Origin of the sequence: Cedecea neteri (assembly GCF_000758305.1) — a bacterium.
Classification (GTDB): Bacteria; Pseudomonadota; Gammaproteobacteria; order Enterobacterales; family Enterobacteriaceae; genus Cedecea; species Cedecea neteri_C.
In genome coordinates this window covers 517,437-537,777 of the sequence record NZ_CP009458.1, presented here as the reverse complement: position 1 = coordinate 537,777, position 20,341 = coordinate 517,437, and the positions used below count along the sequence as shown (strand labels likewise).

The 20,341-nt window shown below is 47.8% G+C and carries 24 protein-coding genes, 1 tRNA gene and 1 pseudogene; 12 read left to right on the top strand and 14 right to left on the bottom strand.

Features of this window, described 5'->3' with window-relative positions:
* Positions 1-10 precede the first annotated feature (10 nt).
* Genes LH23_RS02475 through LH23_RS02465 form a run of 3 tightly spaced genes read right to left on the bottom strand, consistent with a single transcriptional unit; the run spans position 11 to position 2,688 of the window.
* On the bottom strand, positions 11-1,069 hold the full coding sequence (locus LH23_RS02475) for a Gfo/Idh/MocA family protein (RefSeq protein WP_039287942.1): 1,059 nt from the start codon (positions 1,067-1,069) through the stop codon (positions 11-13).
* 18 nt (positions 1,070-1,087) lie between these two features.
* The gene (locus LH23_RS02470) at positions 1,088-1,666 is read right to left on the bottom strand and encodes a class I SAM-dependent methyltransferase (protein WP_039287939.1); all 579 of its coding nucleotides are present in this window, start codon (positions 1,664-1,666) and stop codon (positions 1,088-1,090) included.
* A complete protein-coding gene (locus LH23_RS02465) occupies positions 1,666-2,688 on the bottom strand; it encodes an HNH endonuclease (RefSeq protein WP_039287935.1) in 1,023 nt (340 codons plus the stop codon). Before LH23_RS02465 ends, LH23_RS02470 begins: the two co-directional genes overlap by 1 nt.
* A gap of 266 nt (positions 2,689-2,954) precedes the next feature.
* On the opposite strand from LH23_RS02465, the gene LH23_RS02460 reads away from it, so the two are divergent.
* The 4 genes from LH23_RS02460 to LH23_RS24245 all read left to right on the top strand — a co-directional run bounded on the left by LH23_RS02460 (position 2,955) and on the right by LH23_RS24245 (position 6,569).
* Positions 2,955-3,039: transfer RNA gene (locus LH23_RS02460), tRNA-Leu, on the top strand.
* 186 nt (positions 3,040-3,225) lie between these two features.
* Complete coding sequence (locus tag LH23_RS02455; protein ID WP_039287931.1) at positions 3,226-4,470, top strand: tyrosine-type recombinase/integrase; 1,245 nt, start codon at positions 3,226-3,228, stop codon at positions 4,468-4,470.
* 470 nt (positions 4,471-4,940) lie between these two features.
* A complete protein-coding gene (locus tag LH23_RS02450; protein WP_231560168.1) occupies positions 4,941-5,366 on the top strand; it encodes a hypothetical protein in 426 nt (141 codons plus the stop codon).
* 78 nt (positions 5,367-5,444) lie between these two features.
* On the top strand, positions 5,445-6,569 hold the full coding sequence (locus LH23_RS24245) for a phospholipase D family protein (protein WP_231560167.1): 1,125 nt from the start codon (positions 5,445-5,447) through the stop codon (positions 6,567-6,569).
* A 52-nt stretch (positions 6,570-6,621) separates the two neighbouring features.
* Here the strand turns inward: LH23_RS24245 and LH23_RS02435 are convergent, their stop codons facing one another.
* From LH23_RS02435 to LH23_RS02430, 4 genes and pseudogenes are all read right to left on the bottom strand, one after another.
* Positions 6,622-8,250: a class I SAM-dependent methyltransferase gene (locus tag LH23_RS02435; RefSeq protein WP_039287929.1), complete on the bottom strand. Its 1,629-nt coding sequence runs from the start codon at positions 8,248-8,250 to the stop codon at positions 6,622-6,624.
* Positions 8,247-8,408 (bottom strand): hypothetical protein, encoded by a 162-nt coding sequence (locus LH23_RS24155; RefSeq protein WP_000974283.1) that lies wholly within the window; start codon positions 8,406-8,408, stop codon positions 8,247-8,249. The genes LH23_RS02435 and LH23_RS24155 overlap by 4 nt, the downstream gene beginning before the upstream one ends.
* A gap of 284 nt (positions 8,409-8,692) precedes the next feature.
* A pseudogene (locus LH23_RS24240) lies at positions 8,693-8,863 on the bottom strand (conjugal transfer protein TraD); the annotation flags it as partial.
* A 38-nt stretch (positions 8,864-8,901) separates the two neighbouring features.
* Entirely contained in the window at positions 8,902-9,177 is a 276-nt protein-coding gene (locus LH23_RS02430) for a helix-turn-helix domain-containing protein (protein ID WP_039287927.1), read from the bottom strand.
* Positions 9,178-9,276: 99 nt separating this feature from the next.
* On the opposite strand from LH23_RS02430, the gene LH23_RS02425 reads away from it, so the two are divergent.
* Complete coding sequence (locus LH23_RS02425) at positions 9,277-9,561, top strand: helix-turn-helix domain-containing protein (RefSeq protein WP_039287925.1); 285 nt, start codon at positions 9,277-9,279, stop codon at positions 9,559-9,561.
* Positions 9,562-9,671: 110 nt separating this feature from the next.
* Positions 9,672-9,995 carry a helix-turn-helix domain-containing protein gene (locus tag LH23_RS02420; RefSeq protein WP_039287923.1) on the top strand — a complete coding sequence of 108 codons (324 nt, stop codon included), beginning with the start codon at positions 9,672-9,674 and terminating at the stop codon, positions 9,993-9,995.
* Here the strand turns inward: LH23_RS02420 and LH23_RS02415 are convergent, their stop codons facing one another.
* Entirely contained in the window at positions 9,996-10,448 is a 453-nt protein-coding gene (locus LH23_RS02415) for an acyltransferase (RefSeq protein ID WP_039287922.1), read from the bottom strand. It abuts the gene before it with no gap.
* A 244-nt stretch (positions 10,449-10,692) separates the two neighbouring features.
* Here LH23_RS02415 and LH23_RS02410 point away from each other — a divergent pair, with 244 nt between their 5' ends.
* From LH23_RS02410 to LH23_RS02400, 3 genes are all read left to right on the top strand, one after another.
* Complete coding sequence (locus LH23_RS02410) at positions 10,693-11,541, top strand: YPO3983 family protein (RefSeq protein WP_039287920.1); 849 nt, start codon at positions 10,693-10,695, stop codon at positions 11,539-11,541.
* Complete coding sequence (locus tag LH23_RS02405; RefSeq protein ID WP_039287918.1) at positions 11,525-11,986, top strand: DUF943 family protein; 462 nt, start codon at positions 11,525-11,527, stop codon at positions 11,984-11,986. The genes LH23_RS02410 and LH23_RS02405 overlap by 17 nt, the downstream gene beginning before the upstream one ends.
* Positions 11,987-12,168: 182 nt before the next feature.
* Positions 12,169-12,630, top strand: coding sequence for a DUF943 family protein (locus tag LH23_RS02400; RefSeq protein WP_039287916.1), 462 nt, complete (start codon positions 12,169-12,171; stop codon positions 12,628-12,630).
* A gap of 69 nt (positions 12,631-12,699) precedes the next feature.
* On the opposite strand, the gene LH23_RS02395 is transcribed toward LH23_RS02400, so the two are convergent.
* The 5 genes from LH23_RS02395 to LH23_RS02375 all read right to left on the bottom strand — a co-directional run bounded on the left by LH23_RS02395 (position 12,700) and on the right by LH23_RS02375 (position 16,443).
* Positions 12,700-13,224 (bottom strand): DUF3455 domain-containing protein, encoded by a 525-nt coding sequence (locus tag LH23_RS02395; protein WP_039287914.1) that lies wholly within the window; start codon positions 13,222-13,224, stop codon positions 12,700-12,702.
* Positions 13,221-13,748 (bottom strand): superoxide dismutase family protein, encoded by a 528-nt coding sequence (gene sodC, locus LH23_RS02390; protein ID WP_052050115.1) that lies wholly within the window; start codon positions 13,746-13,748, stop codon positions 13,221-13,223. Before sodC ends, LH23_RS02395 begins: the two co-directional genes overlap by 4 nt.
* A 472-nt stretch (positions 13,749-14,220) precedes the next feature.
* Positions 14,221-14,937, bottom strand: a complete 717-nt coding sequence (gene pnuC / locus LH23_RS02385; RefSeq protein WP_039287912.1) for a nicotinamide riboside transporter PnuC — start codon at positions 14,935-14,937, stop codon at positions 14,221-14,223.
* A gap of 2 nt (positions 14,938-14,939) precedes the next feature.
* Positions 14,940-15,686, bottom strand: a complete 747-nt coding sequence (locus LH23_RS02380) for a nucleoside phosphorylase (RefSeq protein WP_039287910.1) — start codon at positions 15,684-15,686, stop codon at positions 14,940-14,942.
* A 58-nt stretch (positions 15,687-15,744) separates the two neighbouring features.
* Positions 15,745-16,443: a Crp/Fnr family transcriptional regulator gene (locus tag LH23_RS02375; RefSeq protein ID WP_419672729.1), complete on the bottom strand. Its 699-nt coding sequence runs from the start codon at positions 16,441-16,443 to the stop codon at positions 15,745-15,747.
* Positions 16,444-16,660: 217 nt separating this feature from the next.
* Here LH23_RS02375 and LH23_RS02370 point away from each other — a divergent pair, with 217 nt between their 5' ends.
* Positions 16,661-16,993, top strand: a complete 333-nt coding sequence (locus LH23_RS02370) for a YegP family protein (protein ID WP_008460852.1) — start codon at positions 16,661-16,663, stop codon at positions 16,991-16,993.
* Between the two features lie 132 nt (positions 16,994-17,125).
* On the top strand, positions 17,126-18,319 hold the full coding sequence (locus LH23_RS02365) for an anthrax toxin-like adenylyl cyclase domain-containing protein (protein ID WP_081946152.1): 1,194 nt from the start codon (positions 17,126-17,128) through the stop codon (positions 18,317-18,319).
* Here the strand turns inward: LH23_RS02365 and LH23_RS02360 are convergent.
* Positions 18,316-18,969: an ArsR/SmtB family transcription factor gene (locus LH23_RS02360; RefSeq protein WP_039287908.1), complete on the bottom strand. Its 654-nt coding sequence runs from the start codon at positions 18,967-18,969 to the stop codon at positions 18,316-18,318. The two genes, LH23_RS02365 and LH23_RS02360, sit on opposite strands and share 4 nt — an antisense overlap.
* Before the next feature lie 138 nt (positions 18,970-19,107).
* Here LH23_RS02360 and LH23_RS02355 point away from each other — a divergent pair, with 138 nt between their 5' ends.
* Entirely contained in the window at positions 19,108-20,295 is a 1,188-nt protein-coding gene (locus LH23_RS02355; protein WP_039287906.1) for an MFS transporter, read from the top strand.
* Positions 20,296-20,341 lie beyond the last annotated feature (46 nt).

The following is a 20,341-nucleotide window of genomic DNA, read 5'->3' as shown; positions in this document are numbered from 1 at the left end:
CCTGGTAGTGTTAAAGCGTTACCCAGCCGCCGCCCTGTTCCGCCGAAGCGTAGAGCGCGGCGACGATCTGCTGCACGACATAACCCTGTTCTGCATCGGCCACCATGGCTGCCTCGCCCTGAACGTGGCGCACAAAGCTTTCCATGGCACGGAAATGGCGGCGATCGTCGGCGGTCTCCCGGTGCTGGAGCGTTTCCAGCTTGCCGTCGCGGTCATGATAAATATGGACCGGGAACAGCGTGGCACCGGCTCGCTCGCCGCAGAACTCGACGTTCATTTGCGAGGTTTCTTCCACGTTGAGAATAAAAGAGGTGTCCAAACGTAGAATGCCGCCGCCTTCAAACTCGACGACGCCGAACAACGCGTCTTCCACCGTATAAAGCGCCGGATCCCACTCGCCATACTGGCCGCTGTTTTTCGTGTTGCCCAGCCTGCGGAAGCTGTGGGCCATCACCCGCGTTACTTTTGGGAAGCCGAGCACGTAAAGCGCGGCGTCGAGCATATGAATGCCTAGATCGATCAGCGGGCCGCCGCCCTGCGACTCCTTACTGATAAAATTCCCCCACGACGGCACGCCGCTGCGGCGCAGCGCTTTGGCCGTGGTGACATAGACATCCCCCAGCGCCCCAGCCTGAACCTGCTCGCGCAGCAGGGCGCTGTCCAGCGCAAAGCGATGGTGGAAATTATAGGCCAGCACCCGATTGGCCTTTTCCGCCGCCCGCCGCATCTCGTCGGCCTGCGCCACCGTCATCGCCGGAGGCTTCTCGCAAAGCACATGGCAACCCGCCTCCAGCGCCTGTATCACGTGCTCATAGTGCAGAATATTGGGCGAACAAACGCTGACGATCTCCGGCTTCGCCTCACGCAGCATCTGCCCGACATCGTCATACACCGCCGGAATGTTTAACTTATCTGCAAACGCTCGAGTCCGCGCCAGATCGCGCCCGCAGGCCGCCACCAAAGCCAGAGAAGGATTAGTAGTATAGTAAGCTGCGTGCACGTTCTCGGCGATCTGCCCCGGCCCGATGATGGCGACTCGTATGGGGGATGTGGGGTTGGGGTTGGACATGGGGGCTCCTCGGGTTGGTTAGCGGCGAATAAGAATAACGTTCAGCCACATCTCATCGCGATCGGGGCGAACATCCTGAGTGATCCATTGTTCTGCGATCTCCAGATCGGACAGATCCTGTAAAAGAGTAGCCAGTCTTTCCTCATTGATATCGGTAAAGCTGCGGCCATCCTTCTCACGCTCGCTATCGCCATACTTAAATGAGAAGTACCAGACGCCCTTCCGCTTTAAAGCTGCCGCCAGTTTCTGCATTACGCCCGGCAACTGTACAAAAGGGACGTGAAGCAAGGAGGCACAGCACCAGATACCGTCGTACACGTCCTTTGCATCTACCTCAGCAAAAGTCATCTGTTCCACCGGCAGGCAGGTATGCTCGCGTGCGAGCGTAACCAGCTCAGGAGAGGCATCGAAAGCCTCTACCTGATAGCCCATCTGCGTAAAGGCAAAAGCGTCCCGCCCGGAACCACACCCTGCATCCAGCACTTTTGCATGGGCAGGCAGGCGACTGGTAAACGTCTCATGTAGCGAGGACATATCCACGTTCACCGTGCCGTCGAAAAAAGTTTGGGCATGAATCTGGTAATAACTGGAGTTCATCAGAGAATCAGTTCCTTCTGCATAATCGGTTGCCAGGTTTGCAGGCGGCAAGCATGTGCCTCATTCCACCTGTCGTTTAAAAATGCTCTGCGTTTAGCCTCATTATTGCCCGTCTGGTTGATGATTGCCTCATGCAGCGGCAGGCGGCTGTTAATGAAGTATTCATTGCGGGCGTGAAGCCGGTAAAGCAGATCGATGTGTGGCACTCTGGCAAACTTGCCTTGCTCACCCCGATTGCAGCTTTGGCAAGCAAGAACCAGGTTCCAGACGCCGTTGAGGTTAGTCCCAGGCATGCCATGCTGAGCAACCAGCGGCAGGAAATGATCGACATCCGCCAGCAGAGGGTGACCGGTTTCGAGGCTGACAGGGGCGTGGCAGTAAAAACAATGGCCTTTCTGATAGCCATTCAGGCTGTTACGGCAGTTGGTTAGCGTGATGCGGCTGTTGGCTAGCTGGGTAAATAACGTTTCCTGCTGCGGATCGAAATGCACGTCCAGCAGTTGCGGAGGCAGGTTCATCTCCCAGGCTTTCTCGACCAGACGCCAGCGGGCATCTGTTTCATGAATCAGGTTGTGAAACTGCGGGGCTTCCATCAGCCGATAAAAGTCATCCGTCAGGCGGATGCCCTGGCTGCTCCGTACCTCGTTGATAAAAAACTGCTTATCAATTTGGCTGCCGCTGACGTTATGGAAGGCATCCAGCACCACCTTAAAGCCGTGTTTTACCGTCGCCTGAATCAGCTGTCCATGGGAAATTTCACCGTTGCTGTACTGCACGGCTGCGGTTAAAAATGGCCCCTGTTTGCTCATATTGAGCGTCTGTTTTGGCGCCAGCTTCAGATGCTCACAGATATGTTTGCTGAAGGGCACAGCTAAATCTTCCAGCATCACCAGCGTGTTATTGCGCTCGACATCGTACAGCGCATGGGCCAGCGCAAACTTGTAGGTGGCGAAGTTGTTCCCAAAGAGGATCACGCCCCGCCAGTAGTTTTCCAGCGCAGGATCGACCTGGTAAAAACGCATACGTTTTCCTGGTTACGGTTTGCTAGTGCAAAGGGAGGTGGGTACTAAAACCCGTAACAGGATCACATAACAAATGAAAGCTGATGTAAACCGTAGAACGATAGATTTGCTGAATGTGTGAGGTGAGGGAGGGCTTATCAGGCGGGCAGGTCAGAGCAAAGGGGAACGATGAAAAATTCAGCACTTAACGCCACTTACGTACAGCGCCGCTTGCAAGGCCGCCAGCGACAGGTATAATCCACAACGTTTCCGCATACCCCTTCAGTGCCGAAGTGGCGAAATCGGTAGACGCAGTTGATTCAAAATCAACCGTAGAAATACGTGCCGGTTCGAGTCCGGCCTTCGGCACCATCGGAATATCAATAGACGTCAACGGACGTCTTTTTTTGTGCCTAAAATCCAGTATTTACCCATCATTCCCGCTATATTAACTCTCTCAAGGTCAACCGACTTCAATGTACATCTACCAACAGATGTTGGTACAGGTGATGGTATTTCCGGTTCGATAATGCTTGTACCAACAGGGAGGGGATAAGCATGGCTCTAACAGATATCAAAGTCAGAACAGCCAAGCCAATGGATAAGCAATACAAGCTTACTGATGGCAACGGTATGCATCTTCTCGTCCATCCAAATGGTTCAAGGTATTGGCGTCTGCAGTACCGCTTTGGGGGGAAACAAAAGATGCTGGCTTTGGGTGTATATCCTGAAGTGTCCCTTGCAGATGCCAGAGCTCGTCGTGATGAAGCGCGTAAGCTTTTGGCAAACAGCATTGATCCGGGAGACAAAAAGAAAAATGACAAAGTTGAGCTGGAAGAAGCACGCACTTTTGAACAGCTCGCCGTTGAGTGGCATGCCACAAATAAAAAGTGGTCGGAAGAACATAGTCGGCGGGTGCTGAAAAGTCTGGAGGACAACCTCTTTCCTGCCATAGGCAAACGTAACATTGCTGAACTTAAAACGAGAGATCTGTTAGTGCCAATCAAAGCCGTAGAGATGTCTGGACGTCTTGAGGTAGCTTCACGGCTACAACAACGTACTACGGCAATTATGCGTTATGCAGTACAGAGCGGTTTGCTCGACTACAATCCCGCGCAGGAGATGGTTGGTGCCGTTGCTTCAAGTAACCGGCAGCATCGACCAGCATTGGAGTTGAGGCGTACTCCTGAACTCCTTCAACGCATTGACAGTTATACCGGTAGGCCTTTGACTCGTCTTGCCGTTGAACTAACCCTCCTTGTCTTCATTCGTTCCAGTGAACTGCGTTTTGCTCGTTGGTCAGAGATCGATTTTGAAACATCTATGTGGACGATACCAGCAGAGCGAGAAGCTATTGAAGGGGTGAAGCACTCCCAGCGTGGCTCAAAAATGCGTACACCTCATTTGGTGCCATTATCTCGTCAGGCGTTAGCAATCCTTAAACAGGTACACAAACTTAGTGGCGATCGCGATTTTGTTTTCATTGGCGATCACGACCATCGCAAACCGATGAGTGAAAACACGGTGAACAAGGCGCTGCGTGTTATGGGTTATGACACGAAGGTTGAGGTTTGTGGGCATGGTTTCAGGACAATGGCCTGTAGTTCATTGATTGAGTCTGGATTGTGGTCGAGGGATGCAGTGGAACGGCAAATGAGCCATATGGAGCGGAACTCAGTGCGTGCGGCATATATTCATAAAGCTGAGCATCTTGATGAGCGCAAACTGATGCTGCAATGGTGGGCTGATTTTCTGGATGCGAATCGGGAAGGGATATTACGGCCATACGATTTTAAAAACTGACAGTTCGTTATAAAAAATATGGCTGAGAAGGTAATGCCAATCACTTAAGAATTTTAAAGGATATAAATTCATAATAATGCTTAGAAGTAAAATGAAGGGATCGGGGATAATCCTTATTTTTCTTATTAAGAAACTCGTATTTTTGGACCTGATTTTTTTAGTGACCAGCATTCGGCTGAGAATGCCCTCTTTTAAATGTTGCTTTTTATCAGTGCCAATGATTCATTTTTTTTGATGCCTGTTATTGTGATGAAAATATTTGGCTCCTTTTAATGATACGAAGGCTTGATGTGCTAAACATATTTTAATCTTGCACGCTAGTATATTAATGTTGCGAATATACATAGTTCACGAATAGATAATAACGAAAGTTATTTATAGAAAAATAATGATAAAAATGTAATAAACCTTGTGCAACTGAGGGGATTTTAATATAAATATGTAGACTACACTACATGGAGATACGTACAATGGCATTCATCTTAGGCTGGAGAAAACCAAACCTCCCAGACGGGGACCTGCAACTACTGGTCCAAGGACATGCTTCTGGCGTGTTACGCCTTACACAGGCTGGCTATACTCACAATGGTAAAGTTATTGATCAAACGGAATATTTCCGATATCAGTTATTCTCTGGATTGCTATGGTATAAAATTGATGGAAAGGAAATGGCTCAGGCAACCTTTCATATACAAATAAAAGGTACATCGGTAGGTACGTTTAAGCTTAAGTTAAGTCATAAACCTTCATGGGAAGCCGGTCAGAATAATTATACAACGGGACTGCACTGGGATGATGCCAAATATTTTATTCAGCGTCGTGATTTAGTCGGTTGTGACCTTGAACTATACAAGGCCATCGATGAAAACTTCGATTTTTTAATTTCAATACATTGACGCTTAAAGTTTTCAGGGAGAATTCTATAGTTCTTCCCTGTTGAACAAGATAAGTGTTCTAAAATAGAATTAATGCAGATGATTTTAAAAAATATACTACTACAGGGTTTGGTTTCAGGAGATGAACATATTCATTCAATAAAGAATGTGTTATCAGATGAAAAGAATAATAAGATTATCATTAGCGTGGCATTTGCAAGAAAAAATGGAGTGCATCTGCTCAAAGAGACGCTCTCCAAGTTCAAAGATAAAGTTGAACTATTCGTTGGTATTGCTAATGGTGTAACCTCAAAGCAAGCGGTAGAGGAAATTATTAAATGTGGTATTTCTCCATATTTAATAAATATGGGAACAGTATCGAGAATATTCCACCCTAAAATATATCTTGCTTTTCAGAAGGAAGGAATACATATCATTACTGGTAGTGCAAATCTAACATACTCTGGGCTTAATGAAAATATAGAAATTAGTACGCATGTTTTTTTACAAAAGGGATCATCAGATTATGATGTTTTAACAGATAAAATTAAGTCAAGTTTCGATTTTTTGAAAAAAAAACATCCTAATAATGTAAGAAGAATTAATAGTAATGAAGAGTTAAATATTTTACATGAAGATGGTTTTTTAGAAGATGAAGATATTAAAAATTCAGCATTAATACTAAGTAAAACAAAAAGTAAAAAACCTAAATTTGTCCCTGAATTCCCAAAGGTTATTGCAACAAAAAAATTAACCAGCATTACTCGACACATATCACATAATGAAAATTATGTGGGTGAAATATGGAAAAGTAAACCTTTAACCAGAAGGGATTTAAATATACCGACAGCTATAAAAACAAACCCAACAGGCTCAATGTTTTTCAAAAAAGGATTGTTCAGCAATATTGACCAGCGACATTATTTCAGAAATGATTTATTTGGTGATCTAACATGGGTTATAGATGTCAATCCTAATAAAAAACATTTAGAAAGAGCGGAGGCCATTTTTGAAATAATAGTCAATGGGGTTTGTTATGGTGATTTTAAATTAAAGCTGACACATGACAGCAGGATCGATAGTAAAACATATAAACAAAATAATAGTGTTACTCAGATCCATTGGGGAGAGGCTAAAAATTATATTTCAAGAGAGGAGTTGCTTAGAAAAACAATGATTCTTTATCATATTGGTCCTAATAGATATCAAATTTCTATTGAGTAAAAATGAGGCCTTATCAATTTTAATTTAATGATAGGGCCACTTTTTAGAATTCCTAATTTCTCTGTCTTCTATTTTTTAACTTATTCCAAATCTGGATTAATTTTTCAACTACCTCGTCATCATATCCCATATGAGAAAATATTTTCTTCCCTTGTTCTGCAATATTTTTCTCCATGGATCTGTTCATCATAGAGTTATTTAACTCAGATAGATTGAAGTCAATTTTTTCCGGTAGAGGGATAAACAGCTTCCTTATTTCAGAAGGTACAAGTTCCATTACCCCACCACCATAAGAACGCCCCTCCAGCTCTGCAAATATCGCAGTTAAAGGGTTGAGGAAGCAATAGGATAATTTTTCCTCATTGATATTAGATTTAGGTTTTATTCTATAGGCTGTATCGGTTGTATAAGCTTGATATTGATTATAAATTAACCTTGGAGCGTCATGAGAGCGTTTAAGCATAGCTAGTTTTGTGCTAAATACAGAGGGAACCTTATACCAAGGTTTCCGAATCCTGCACTTATATCGCTTGTGAAAACCCTGTAATTCGCCATTGAAAATGTATTCTTGCGTTTTTTTAGGTAGTTCATGAAATTCTTTATCCAAATATAAAAAATAAACTGGAAGATTATTCTCTATATTAGATAAATGTTGAGCCTCATCATATATAACACCTTGACAATGTTGACTTCTTCCAAACATTGGATGGGTGAATTCACTTAATTCAAATGTATCAACTACATCTTTATTTACAAGAAAAAACTCATTGGCACCTGTGACAATTCCCACTTCAACATTTGCTATAGAATCAAATGAGTGTACGTTTGGGTGTTTAATAATTTCATTAAGAAGATTAATTTCATTTTTATCAAGTACGGCTTTTGTCCACTTACCTTTTACGGTATCACTACTGATTGTATTTGTCTCATTGAATATGTCTTCTGGATTTTTTTGTAAAAAATCGAAGCCACTGACCCCTTTAATTCCGACACCTTGTGATGCACAATCCATATTAATTTTCTTTTCAACTAATAAAATGACTGCTCCTTGTAAGGTTTCAGTGAACCATATTTCTTTTGGATCAATAATTACAATTTTAGAGCAATGCTCACCTAAGAATGTCCTCAAGGATTGTGCATGCATTACATTTATAATTTCTGATGGAATTACCATGCCAAGACGTCCTCCGGGGTTGAGGAGCGAAACGCCAGACAAAATAAAAGGCACCCATGCATTTGTATGTTTAGTAAATTTCAAGTCAAGCAATTTGAAAATTGCTTCAGTATTTTCTTGGAAATTTTTTTCTAAGAATTGATAACGTATAAAGGGAGGGTTGCCAATAATGGCATCAAAAGAAGTTTTTTTTCTCTGAATTGCAATCCTTGCCCATTCCAGAAAATCACCTTCTGTGATATCAACGTCTGAAAAACCTAAGGATTTGCACAACTCAATAGATTTTTTAGCTTCTATATCGAAAAGTTCATAACCTTGTACTTTAATGTTTTTGTCAAATTTATTATTGTATAAAGACTGAAAGAATACACCATCACCGCAACTAGGTTCTAGAATACTTTTAGGATTATTATTTAGGACCCATTTTGTTGTAAAGTCAGCGATGTTTTGTGGTGTATAATAACCGCCACGTAGTTTTTGAGCTGTCTGATCTGCTTTAAATTTCATTTCGCATTCTCTTTATTCTTATTTTCAATTTGCTCTTTCGCTTTTAAAGTAAACCAGTCTTTAAGGGTTATAGACTCCATAGCTAGGATAGAGTAAAGCTTCTTTTTTAACTCAGGGTCTACTTGTAAAACAATCCTTCCAGATCTTCCAATAGCCATATATATATCTCTTAAGTGCATTCATACCTATGTTACCTATGTAACATAGGTATTTCAAGTTATTTTTAAATGAAATATTATGGCCGAGTTAATCCTTGATGGGCTACTAAGTACAATCTAATAAAACATGATTTTTTATTACTAACGCTATAATTAGACAGCATTCAAATTGTAACAAAATATTCAGCGTGACATGATTAAGTATTCAAGATGCAATTGGTTAATTGAACATCATTTAATATATAGATGCTATAAATAGTTATAGCATCCAGTAAATCAACTCTTCAATTTTTTTCTCGTAATTTTAATCTTGCTTTATCTTCAATACTAATATTCGATGATTGTAATATCAGTCCTAATATTAATTATTTATCCAGCTCTTCTACTTTACAGTCCACAGCTTTAGCTACTTTAGCACCAAGGATTATCTTCTGGCGTGTTTCAGCACTCTTGGATTAAGCGGCCTGCTCCAAAGTAATTCACTACGAACTGGTTATGAGGAGGAACGCACCGACTCCCGATTCCGTCTCATAGATCTCTCCCGATCAACAATCTCCCCATCTTCCCCAACATACCGCTCGGGCCATATCTCACTCGGATGAACTTCAAGCGCCTTAGCAATCAAAAACTCACCTTTTGGCCACGGACGCGTTAACGCATTTGCCAGCGTTGAAGAGGCCAGACCTGATTCTCGTGAAAGTGCCGCCAACGATGTTCCTTTCTTGCGTAAACCGGCGATGATGTCCGCCGAATGCCAACCTTTAGTCATGATTCCCTCCTGACTGTTACCTGTAAGTGGATGTGCTACAAACGAATGCTACGTTATTCGTAGTATCGTGTCCAAACAAAAACTACGAATATCGTAGTTATGCGAACCACTCCAAACTACCGTGAAATTTTCTGCAAAAGGCTCAGGGCATCACGCCTTGCCAGCAGTCTGTCGCAGAAAAAGCTGGGTATGTTGGCGGGTATAGATGAGTTTGCAGCAAGTGCACGTATCAATCGGTATGAGCGAGGGATTCATGAGGTTGATGTTCAAACTGCCCAGCACCTGGCTACTGTATTGAATGTTCCGCTGGCCTACTTTTATGCTGATGACGATCAACTTGCAGAGTTGATCCTCGCCTTTGGTCGATCCGTATCTCAAAAATGAAAAGAGTTTATTTTGGCCTTAGGTTGTAGGACTGCGTGCAGACTCAGATTTGTAATGAACTACGTTACTCGTAGTAGTAGTTGAGTCTTAAAGCTACGACTATCGTAGCCATGAATACTCAAATCAATTACTCAGCCGTTTTCTGCCAGCGTTTAAAAACCGCTCGCTTAGCAAAAGGTCTTTCGCAAAAGGGCCTGGGCATTCTTGCCGGAATCGATGAATTTGTCGCAAGCACTCGTATAAACCGCTATGAAAAGGGCGTTCACCAGGCCAGCATTGACGTTGCCCAACAGTTGGCTAACGCTCTTGAAGTGCCGCTGGCATACTTCTATATGGTTGATGATGGTCTGGCGGAATTAACACTGAGCTGGATTAAGCTTTCTGATGAAGATAAAGCAAAGCTGTTAGTGCAAGTTAAAGCTAGTTCAACGTAATCAAAATTCCCGCACCAGTCTCGCTGGGCTGCCAACATAAACCCCGGCCACTAAGATATCTTTAGTCACCACGCTGCCTGCGCCAATCACCGCGCCGCTGCAAATATGCTCCGTCAGAATGGTGCTGCCGCTGCCTACGGTGACGTTATCGCCGAGGGTGATAGCAGTCCAGTTCTCCGGGTTGGGGTCTGGCCTGCCGCTGCGGAACAGGTCGTTGGCGAAGGTGACGCCGTGGCCGATAAAGCAGTTTTTGCCGGTGGTGACGTTTTCGCACAGGAATGAGTGGGACTGGATGCGGGTGCCGGAGCCAATCACGCAGTGGCGCTGGATCTCGACGAAAGGCCCGACGAATACGCCGCTCTGCAGCGTGCATTCGTAGAGGTTGACCGGCTCCACAACGGTAATATCGTCGCTGGCAATTACGTCGCGGATACCGCTTTTTAGTATTTTCATGGTGGTCTGCCCCGCTGAATAGAATGAATTTTATTGAGCATAACTCATGGGCTTTTATGATCCCAATTTATCTTAGAGCCATTGGTGGCGATATAAATCAACATTCCTGATGTGAATAAAATCTCAATTAAGAAACCTGAATTCAGACTCTTAATAATGTACAACATTTACACAACGGCTAAAGACTGCTTATCATGCTTGGCTACCGGGATGGTAGAGACAACAATATACAAGGACGTGATTTATGTCGGCATTGCAATTTCCCTGTAAGATATTTGAAACCCAGAAAAAGATGGATGATTACACAGCTAAAGATATGCGCTGTGGCGATCTGTCTGATATCGACCTGAAGGCACGGTTTCATTTGGTGGACGTTTCTACAAGGGTGGATCCTTACAAGATGATAAAAATCAGCCCATTCAGCCAGCCGCAGTCGATGTTCCACGGCTCCCGGGGAGAGGGTGAAAAACTGAGCCCGTGTGAGTGCGCAGATATTCTTTTTGATGAGCTCCGGCTCTTGTCCCTACCGTTTGCGCTGCACCGGCCGTACAACCTGCTAATCGAGCTGATGATCACGCATATGCAAAAAGGTAACGGCAAGCCGTTCAGGCATCCACTGTTGGATAGTGCGTTGAAGGAACATATTGTTAATGATGTGACAGAGAATAGTACGTATTTAATTTTACAAAAGGCGCTGAGCAAAAAAATAAATTGGGAAAGTAAATATTATCCTGCAAACGAAAAGAATACATTAAGGGATGAGATTATATGGGGTAAATTGCCAAAATTTGATCGATTTCAGGATAGCTTTAACGGTTTGGGTATTACCGTGCATGATACCTGGGCAACACATATCACAATTAAGTCTCTATCGATTGATAACGAGCGATATCATGCTGTCGTTCACTATAAAGTTCAGGATCACTTTGGGTTGGATGATGATGATATTTCAAAGTTTAAATTTAAATATTTTCGTTTTTTTGGTATCTGGTTTGTTCTTCAGCGCTATAGACAGTTTGCTTTTAAGCCCTTTATGACTAATATGGAAGCTACTGTTGTGATTATGGGAGGTAAAAATGAAATTAAGAAATAAGTATGTGCTAGCATTTACGGTTCTGGTTTTATCAATGTTAATTATATATTTTCTTTGGTTTTCAATTCGTCCTGTTGAAGTCATCGCGATCCATCAAAGAAATAGTTTTAGTGATGTCCTGGTAAATAATTACCCATTTACAGATAAAGGTAAAATAAATTGGTGGTTAGAAAACAAAGATATATTAAAAGTAAAGTATGACATCCCAAAATCATCATTTTCAGGTAGTTATGCCATTGCTTTTTGGTATTTTGGCGACGGTTACAAAGAAGAAGGCAAGTACGATAGGCTATGCTTTGAAGATATGGCCCCACCATTGAACTGTATTGAGAAAGATAGAGCCTTTACGGTGAGGGGAGATAATCATGGCAATATATCCTTTGGTGTTAATGACGGCGAGTATTACATAAATAAAAATGGTGAGATGATAAAAGAAAAATACTAACGATAATTTCTATGCTGACTTGTTAACTATGAATTGTACCGGCTTCCTCAGAAGCAAGTTATCACAATAGTGAATCATGATTATTATTTAATGGTGGTTTTTTCTTTATGGTTATAAACTATATTAGTTAAATCCCTTTATGGTAAAGATAGAGACCACAGTTGAGATTATTGGTAAACGTGATGAAAAAAAATAAAAAAGTCATGCTTACGCTTATTTTTACAGGGGGCGTATTGTTTTTCGTCTGGATCTGGCTATCTCTACGTCCTGTTAATATTGTTGCTGTTCATGAGAAAGGGAATCATAGCTTAATTTTGGTCAAAAATTTTCCTTATACGGATAAAGGTAAAATAGACTGGTGGCTTAAAAATAAAGATATACTTAAAGAAAAATATCAGATCCCAAAACCAAGGGATGATGGTTTTTTTGAAGTGATATTTTGGTATTTTGGCGACGGTTACAAAGAAGAGGATAAGTACGATAGGCTATGCTTTGAAGATATGGCACCACCGATAAATTGCATTGAAAAAGACAAAGCCTTTACGGTATGGATGGACAGGTATGGAAAGGTATCTTTTGATGTTAATGACGGTGAGTATTACATAAATAAAAATGGCGATATGGTAAAAACCAAATATCAGTAAACGCCTGTTCCCCTGAAAACAACTCCATCAGCACAAAGCCCCGGCCTTTCAGCCAGGGCTTTCATGCCGCTACTTCGTATAAAACTTATAAGTCGCCGTATAAGGCACTTTCAGCGTTGCGCCAAACGTCGTCGGGTCGCAAACCGTGGGGCCGGTTACGCCGCCACGAGTGTCCACGCGCTGGATGCTGCTCACGTTGGCGAACAGGCCTGGCTGCGCTTCGGATGTACCGGTCAGCAGCAGCCACGGAATCGAGCCTTTATCTTTCGATGGGCGAGTGGCGCTTAGCGTACCGGCCACCACGCTGCCGTCCGTGGCCTGCCAGTGCGGGCCGTCAAAGTGTTTGCCGACGAGGTGCTTCAGGCCTTTGTCGCTGAACAGGTCAGCTTCCGGGGCCTGGAATACCCAGCTCCCGGTTTTCGCTTCGGCGCCCGCCGCCGCGCAGCGGTAGATTTGCACGCCTCGGGCATAAAGCTCGGTTTGCAAGTGCTCACCTTTTGGCGCGTCGATAGAAGTCTCTGCCGCGTTCGCCAGGGCCGGAAGCCCGTTCATCATCAGCGTGAAGCACGCAACTGTTAAGACGCGCTTGCTCATGACGTCACTCCACAAACCATACGCGCGCCGCCGCCGCCGAGCATTGCCGGGTGGTCAGAATGGTTGTCACCACCGGCGTGGATCATCAGCGAGTGGCCTTTTAGGTCAGACATGCGCAGGCGAGGAGCCAGCACCGGGTAGGTCGCGGTGCCGTCGCTGTCGACGTACAGCGCAGGCAGGTCGCCCAAGTGGCCGTTGCCCCACGGGCCTTCATGCTTGCCGGTGTGGGCCGGATCTAAGTGGCCGCCAGCCGCCAGGCCAGCCACCATTTTGCCGTCCTGCATGGCGGGGCCGCAGTTCGGATTAGTGTGAACGTGGAAGCCGTGAATCCCCGGCGGCAGGCCTTTCAGGTTTGGCGTAAAGACCACGCCGTACTGGGTGGCGTGGTATTCAATGGTGCCCGCCGGGGTGGAGGTACCGTTGGCGTCCACGGTATTCATGGCGACAGTGGCGGCCTGCGTCAGCCCGGTGCAGGCGAGGGCGGTAATACACAGCGTCAGTTTTAGTGTTTTTAACTTATTCATCGTTTAACCCCGTACTTTTATTAGAAGTTGCAAAGCAACAGATGTCGCAAAATTTTGTGCTGCGGGCTTATGCGCGGCAGTAAGCTGGTTATAACAAACTGTTTTGCGGCGTGTTTGATTGCTCTGATAGGTAAAATTGTGGGTTGAAATTCAGCGTGAAGATTTTTAAAAACAATATTTTCATGAGGTTATCCAGTGGTCGGGAACAATTAAAGGGAGAGGCCTGAATGAAAATAGAAACGGAAAAGACGGTAAAAAGAGAGAGTGAAAACGACCTGCTAACGATCGTTAAAAATTATGTCACTGCTGTGCCTGAAATAAAGTGTAGATGAATACGCTGAGCGGGTTGAAAGTGGTCGCTGAAAATCTTGAGATTATTTAAAAAACCCTTAATTTTCATGTGGCTTGATAAATAAGATATATCCGAATAGCAAAAAGGCCGCTAAGCGGCCCTTGAAGTCAATAAAACGATTTAAGCGAGTGGCCGGGAGCCAATCATTCGGGCGCTCTTTATCCACGCCAGAGATCCCATCACCGCAATCGCGGTCAGCAGGATGTACTCCAGCGACATGGCATACACGCCCTGAATGGCATAAATCACCACGCTAATCACGTCGATAACCACCCAAAGCAGCCAGTTCTCGACGTATTTACGCGTCATCAGCACCATCGCGGCAATCGACAGGATCAGCATCGCGGAATCCCACAGCGGGAAGGCATCCGGCTGCAGATGCGGCATCTCAACCGCCACGCCGAGGCTTTGCATAATGCCTACCGCAATGTGGGTCAGCACGGCGAAGACCGGGTCGATGAAGAAGGTCATCAGTGCGATGGCGACCAGGCAAACCGCCGCCAGCGTGAACGCCTTGCCGCGCGGCAGCCAGCGGATTTTCAGCGCGGCCTCGTTGGCCTCGTTCTGGCGGCTCCACGCGTACCAGCCGTACAGGTTGGCGGCGAAGAAGAACACCTGCAGCAGCAGGCTGGCGTAAAGCTGGATCTGGAAGAAGATCGCCGCAAACAGCGTGACGTTAATCAGGCCGAACAGGTAGTTGATGATTTTCTCTTTGCTGGCGAACCAGATGCAGAGCAGGCCGAAGACGGTGCCGATGGCCTCGATCCACGACAGCGCGTAGCCGCCTTCGCCGAGCGGAATGGTGACCATCACATTCTTAATGCTAAAGAAATCCATGATTACTGCTCCTGGCTGTCAAGGTAGAGCGCTTCGAGGGCGAGTAAAATCTCGCGGGATTCACCCTGCAGGCAGGAGTGTTCCTGCTGCTGGTAGTTGTTAATGCCTTCTTCCAGATTGCCGCTGTGCTCGACCACCACGTTAAGCACGGAGGCGATGCGCAGGCCACGTAATGCGCCGACGACCATCAGCGGCGCCGTTTCCATATCCGCAGCAAGAATGCCCTTGCCGGACCAGAACTGGTTAATCTCGTCTTCGCGTTCGGTGTAGAAGCTGTCGTGGCTGCGCACGTAGCCGCAGTGGCTGGCGTAGCCCAGGCGTTTGGCCTGCTGAGTCAAATGGTGAACCAGGCCGATGTCCGCGCAGGCCGGGTAGCCTTTGTCGATGTACATCTGGCTGGTGCCTTCGTCCCGCACGGCGGCGGTGGCGATCACCAGGTCACCGAGGCGAATGTGGTTTTGCATCGCCCCGCAGCTGCCGATGCGGATGAGATTGGTGACGCCAATCTGGCGCAGCTCTTCCACGGCGATGGCGGTCGAAGGCCCGCCCATGCCGGTGGACATCACCAGCACTTCCACGCCGCGGAACCAGCCGCGCAGGGCGCGATATTCCCGGTTGCTACCGAAGTCTTCCACGTTGTCCAGAAACTGCGCGACGTGTTCCACGCGTTTCGGATCGCCCGGCAGGAGCGCATAACGGGCGTGCGTCATCTCCCGGCTGAGCCGGATATGGGGCTGAAGTTGGGTCATGATAGTTACCTGGCGTTAAACGAGCCATTTGGCATGGCTCAGAATTGGCTGCTGTTATTTAATGTTCGGCGTATTGGCGCAGGCGCTGAGGGTCGAGAACCTGAATCTGCTCGCCGTGAATCGCAATAATATTGTCTTCCCGCAGTTCGGATAAAATGCGGTTAATACTGCGCGGGGCTACCGCAAACTGCTCGCTTAATTGCTGCTTATTAAGCGGGATACTGCCTGGTATTGACTGGTATTTCTGCCACAGCGCCAGGCAAATACGTTGATGTAACGAATAAAGAATGTCTTCCCCGGCCTTTTTGGAGAGCTGATAATATTGATCGCTCACGGCCTGTAATATTTTTTGATTAAAGTAATTGTCTAACCCCAGCCAGCGAATAAACTCTTCCCGCGTCAGCACTAAAAGCGCCGCGTCGCTAACCGCTTCTACCGAGCAGATGTATTGCCGCCGCTCGAAGATTTCCAGTTCTCCCAGAATGTCGCCTTTTTTATAGCGCGCCTGGGAATATTTTCGCCCGTCGTCGGCGGTGGTGAAAACGTCGATTTCTCCTTTGACGATCAGGTGAAATTCATCGCAAATTTCTCCCTGGCGAAAAATCAGCGAGCTACGTGGGTAATGTTTTAGCTGCCAGCTGCGCAGAATATCCAGCGGGCAATACTTCAGCAGCTCATACAGCACCGGGTCGCCGGTCACTCGTTCAATGACATTCAGCCAGTCGCCGGGTCTGCTCTCGTTTTTCATGCTGTTCACTATAAAATTTCCCGTCAAATAAGGACAGGACGCCCGTCCCGCGTTGCCCACAGATTAGCGTGAAAACTGCCAGCGGGATCTGAAATCCGTATCGTCGCCGGGACATTTGTCCCGCCGATGCGCTGGCGGAGTGGGCGATCTGTTTGTTTTTCGTACATACTGTTTTTGATGTTCATCCAATCTATTAACTGTTTATGATTTTAATCAAGGAGTTAACATGTCTGGTTGGTTCGAATTAAGCAAAAGCAGCGACGGGCAATTTAAATTCGTGCTCAAGGCGGGCAATGGCGAAGTGGTGCTCACCAGCGAGCTGTATAAAACCCGCGCCTCGGCGGATAACGGCATCGCCTCCGTGCGCACCAACAGCCCGCTGGAGGAGCGCTACGACAAGAAGGTCGCCAGCAACGGGAAGTTCTACTTCAACCTCAAGGCCGGGAATCATCAGGTGATTGGCACCAGCCAGATGTACGCCACGGAGCAGTCCCGGGATAAAGGCATTGCCTCGGTGAAAAATAACGGTGGAACTGAAACGGTGAAAGACAAGACTTAACCGGAACCAGGGCGGCGGGGCAATCCGTGAGCATTCACCTGGGTGATGTTTTCGCGTGATGCTGCCCCGGTCGCCTTTTCCCGGCCGCAGCCTCAATGGCTTGTTGTTTATCGCCGGGAGCCTGGCCGTAAAATGAAAGTTGAATCCACCCCTGCGGCGTATAGCCCCTTAGAACTTCACCTGCCTGTAGCGAGTAAAACGCCCGACACGGATCTCCCGCAGCTTGTCTCGCACATCAAAGACAAAACCGGCATCGTGCCTGCGCATCTTATCCCGCTTCAAAAAGTCGCCTCGGAACACAACTGCATCATTGGTGTTCGCCCGGTGGACAAGCTGGCGACGGCGCTGATTGAGGCCGGGCATCCCACCAAAGGTTTTCACATTAAGGGGAAAAGCGCCTCGTGGGGGCCGCAGGCGGGGTTTATCTGCGTGGAGCAGCGGTTCAGCAAGCTGGAGAACGCCTCGTCAGAACGAATCGCGAAGTTTAACCTGCAAACGCAGGCCTGTATTGCCGAAGGGCATGCGGCCGCCGTGCCGCTGGAAGTTTCCCAAAGCCGCCTGCATGACTTGTTTGAGCAAGGGCTTATCGACAAGCTGTCGCCGGAGAACGCCGGGGGCGTGAGCCATCTCCGGGCCAGCGGTCCAGGCGGCGAGCATTATGCGTTTGAGGCCCGGCGTCTGCCGGGCAGCGGAGAAGCGCGGTATCAAATTTCTCATCACGGTGAGCCCCTGCAAGTGCTGGCCCCACACGCCGAAGCTCTTCCCTTCACCGCAGATTACGATCTGCTGGTCATCGCCCCGCACGTCAGCGATCTAGGGCCTGAGGATAATTTGCAGGTGCCGGATGTCTCCCATCAGGTCTTTCGCCAGCGGCTGGAAAATTACCGCACGCTGCCTGAGCACCAGGCGTTGCGCGGGGACTATGACAACCCGGCAAGCTTCTACCGCAAGAGTGATGATGAAATCGGCAACGCGAGCGAACGCGCCCGCCGGATGATTGGCGTACTGAACCAGGCGCTGGTGGGGGATGGGGAGAAAGTGGTGCATCACGCGATGGACAGCGCTAATCCGGTGACCGATCCGGAGAGCAACTACCCGGCCACATTCGCGCTGCCGCATAAAATAGGGCGCTTCGAGCCTTTGTGCATCATTGAAAACAAAGATGATCTGGCTGAGCTTGTGCTGCAGGCCAAGAACGCGGGCTATCACGTGCCGCTGAATCCACTTTGGGAAAAGGAGGTCCTTGGCGTGCGCAGCGACAGGTTTACCGCCGCAAAGTTAACGCTGGAGGCGCTTCAGCTCACAAGGCCGATCCGGCAGCGCTAAGCTTCTGTCTCCAGACCTGCGGCCACCCATTCCGGGTAGCCGGCATCAAAGCGGCGGATCTTGTAGCCTTTGCGACGAAGATATTCGACGGCTTCGACGGAAAGAATGCAGTGCGCACCCCGGCAATAGGCGACAATTTCTCTGTCTTTGGGCAGTTCAGCCAGGCGCGCTTCCAGCTCTGTGAGTGGAATATTCAGGGCCCCCGGAAGATGGCCATCGCCAAATTCGTCCTCTGGCCTGACGTCCAGCAGCGTCACGGCACCGGCTTCCAGGCGACTTAACAACTCCTCGCGGCCCACCGGTTCCAGCCTCTCGCTGGCGTTCTGGTAGTCGGCAGCAATGCTGCGAATTGCCTCGTTGTTGTATTCGGCAAAACAGCGAAGGCTGGCAATCACGCTTCTGACCGGGCCGTCAGCCAGCCGATAGATGATGTGTTTGCCGTCGCGCCGGGAGGCCACAAAGTTGCCTTTTCGAAGGTTTTGCAGGTGCTGTGAGGTGCTGGCCGTGGACATGCCCGTCAGCCCGGACAGCATTTCAACGGACAGTTCTCCTCCGGCAAGATGCTCCAGAATTTCAATTCTCGCGCCATTGCCCAGCAACCTCGCCAGCTCGCCGAGGTGCGAATACAAAAATTTTTCCGGCTGACTCATTGACTCTTCATCCCGTTAACAGCAACATTCAATCATTCAATTGAATGTTTAAATGATAGCGCAATATGACGAAAAATCCCACCTGCAGAGAAAGGTTTTTCGTCAGCGACCAGCTCAATGTTATACGGGATAAATCCGATGTCATATAAAAACATGTACCGCCAGGTGCTCCTTTTGGTGGGCGCCCAGGCCATTTTTCAGACCGTCTCAGTACTGGTGATGACGATTGGTGGCCTGGCAGGTGGTCGGCTTGCGCCTTCACCTGGGCTTGCTACGGCGCCTATTGCCGCCATGTTCCTCGGCACTGCGCTGACGACATTTCCCGCTTCGCTGTGGATGGCCAGAGTGGGGCGAAAAACCGGGTTTATGACCGGAGCTGCTGCGGGAGTCGTTGGCGGTGTGATAGCCGGTTTGGGGATTGTGTCTGGATCGTTTCTGCTGCTTTGTGCCGGGACGTTGCTGGTGGGGATGTATCAGTCTTTTGCTCAGTTCTATCGTTTTGCCGCCAGCGAAGTGGCGAACGATGCCTTCCGGCCAAAGGCCATTTCACTGGTGATGACCGGTGGGATTGTGGCGGCGCTGGCGGGGCCATTACTTGCCCGGTTCGGCAGCGATCTCATGACTCCACACTATTTGGGATCCTTCATGATTCTGGCGGGGATCTCGGTTGTAGCGGTGTTTTTGCTTTCCCGCCTTTCCACTCCTGAGAGCCGGGAAATCGTTGCTAATCATGCCCCGGCGAGGCCCTGGAAAGTCGTTATCAGGCAGCCTGCTTATCTGACGGCGCTTTTTAGCGCGGCAACAGGTTACGGCATCATGATTCTGGCGATGACGGCCACGCCACTGGCGATGTCGCACCACCACCACTCGCTGGCGCAAACCTCCAGCGTTATTCAACTGCATGTTTTGGCGATGTTTCTCCCTTCTTTCATTACCGGCAAACTGATTGCTCGCTTTGGCAGTATCCGGGTGATGCTGACCGGCGTGGCACTATTCGGCTGCCATATTCTACTGGCGTTGACGGGGACTAGCTTCACCTCGTTTGCCAGTGCGCTGATCTTCGTGGGGCTGGGGTGGAACTTCCTTTATATCGGCGGGACTGCCCTGCTAACCACCACGTTTTCTGCGGCGGAAAAGGGCGTGGCGCAGGCGGTTAACGATATGACTATCTTTATTGTTGGCCTGAGCTGCTCTTTAAGCGCCGGGGCATTACTTGAGTGGCTTGGCTGGGAAAGGCTTAACGAACTGCTTCTGCCGTGGCTGGCTGTGTCAGCGATTGTTTTACTGTGGCAGGGGTTACGTCAGCGCTCTGGCGCCGGGCGTTGATAACGGACGCCCCCGATTCTTTTGCCAAAAAGCGCATTCATTGTTC

Bases quoted from the DNA above. Each gene is read 5' to 3' on its own strand.
- LH23_RS02470 (WP_039287939.1), bottom strand. From the start codon at position 1,666: ATGAACTCCAGTTATTACCAGATTCATGCCCAAACTTTTTTCGACGGC.
- LH23_RS02400 (WP_039287916.1), top strand. From the start codon at position 12,169: ATGAAAAAAAATAAAAAAGTCATGCTTACGCTTATTTTTACAGGGGGC.
- LH23_RS02425 (WP_039287925.1), top strand. From the start codon at position 9,277: ATGCGAACCACTCCAAACTACCGTGAAATTTTCTGCAAAAGGCTCAGG.
- LH23_RS02450 (WP_231560168.1), top strand. From the start codon at position 4,941: ATGGCATTCATCTTAGGCTGGAGAAAACCAAACCTCCCAGACGGGGAC.
- LH23_RS02410 (WP_039287920.1), top strand. From the start codon at position 10,693: ATGTCGGCATTGCAATTTCCCTGTAAGATATTTGAAACCCAGAAAAAG.
- LH23_RS02475 (WP_039287942.1), bottom strand. From the start codon at position 1,069: ATGTCCAACCCCAACCCCACATCCCCCATACGAGTCGCCATCATCGGG.
- LH23_RS02430 (WP_039287927.1), bottom strand. From the start codon at position 9,177: ATGACTAAAGGTTGGCATTCGGCGGACATCATCGCCGGTTTACGCAAG.
- LH23_RS02370 (WP_008460852.1), top strand. From the start codon at position 16,661: ATGTCTGGTTGGTTCGAATTAAGCAAAAGCAGCGACGGGCAATTTAAA.
- LH23_RS02405 (WP_039287918.1), top strand. From the start codon at position 11,525: ATGAAATTAAGAAATAAGTATGTGCTAGCATTTACGGTTCTGGTTTTA.
- pnuC (WP_039287912.1), bottom strand. From the start codon at position 14,937: ATGGATTTCTTTAGCATTAAGAATGTGATGGTCACCATTCCGCTCGGC.
- LH23_RS02420 (WP_039287923.1), top strand. From the start codon at position 9,672: ATGAATACTCAAATCAATTACTCAGCCGTTTTCTGCCAGCGTTTAAAA.
- LH23_RS02435 (WP_039287929.1), bottom strand. From the start codon at position 8,250: ATGAAATTTAAAGCAGATCAGACAGCTCAAAAACTACGTGGCGGTTAT.
- LH23_RS02360 (WP_039287908.1), bottom strand. From the start codon at position 18,969: ATGAGTCAGCCGGAAAAATTTTTGTATTCGCACCTCGGCGAGCTGGCG.
- LH23_RS02365 (WP_081946152.1), top strand. From the start codon at position 17,126: ATGAAAGTTGAATCCACCCCTGCGGCGTATAGCCCCTTAGAACTTCAC.
- sodC (WP_052050115.1), bottom strand. From the start codon at position 13,748: ATGAATAAGTTAAAAACACTAAAACTGACGCTGTGTATTACCGCCCTC.
- LH23_RS02380 (WP_039287910.1), bottom strand. From the start codon at position 15,686: ATGACCCAACTTCAGCCCCATATCCGGCTCAGCCGGGAGATGACGCAC.
- LH23_RS02455 (WP_039287931.1), top strand. From the start codon at position 3,226: ATGGCTCTAACAGATATCAAAGTCAGAACAGCCAAGCCAATGGATAAG.
- LH23_RS02465 (WP_039287935.1), bottom strand. From the start codon at position 2,688: ATGCGTTTTTACCAGGTCGATCCTGCGCTGGAAAACTACTGGCGGGGC.
- LH23_RS02355 (WP_039287906.1), top strand. From the start codon at position 19,108: ATGTCATATAAAAACATGTACCGCCAGGTGCTCCTTTTGGTGGGCGCC.
- LH23_RS24155 (WP_000974283.1), bottom strand. From the start codon at position 8,408: ATGGCTATTGGAAGATCTGGAAGGATTGTTTTACAAGTAGACCCTGAG.
- LH23_RS02415 (WP_039287922.1), bottom strand. From the start codon at position 10,448: ATGAAAATACTAAAAAGCGGTATCCGCGACGTAATTGCCAGCGACGAT.
- LH23_RS24245 (WP_231560167.1), top strand. From the start codon at position 5,445: ATGATTTTAAAAAATATACTACTACAGGGTTTGGTTTCAGGAGATGAA.
- LH23_RS02395 (WP_039287914.1), bottom strand. From the start codon at position 13,224: ATGAGCAAGCGCGTCTTAACAGTTGCGTGCTTCACGCTGATGATGAAC.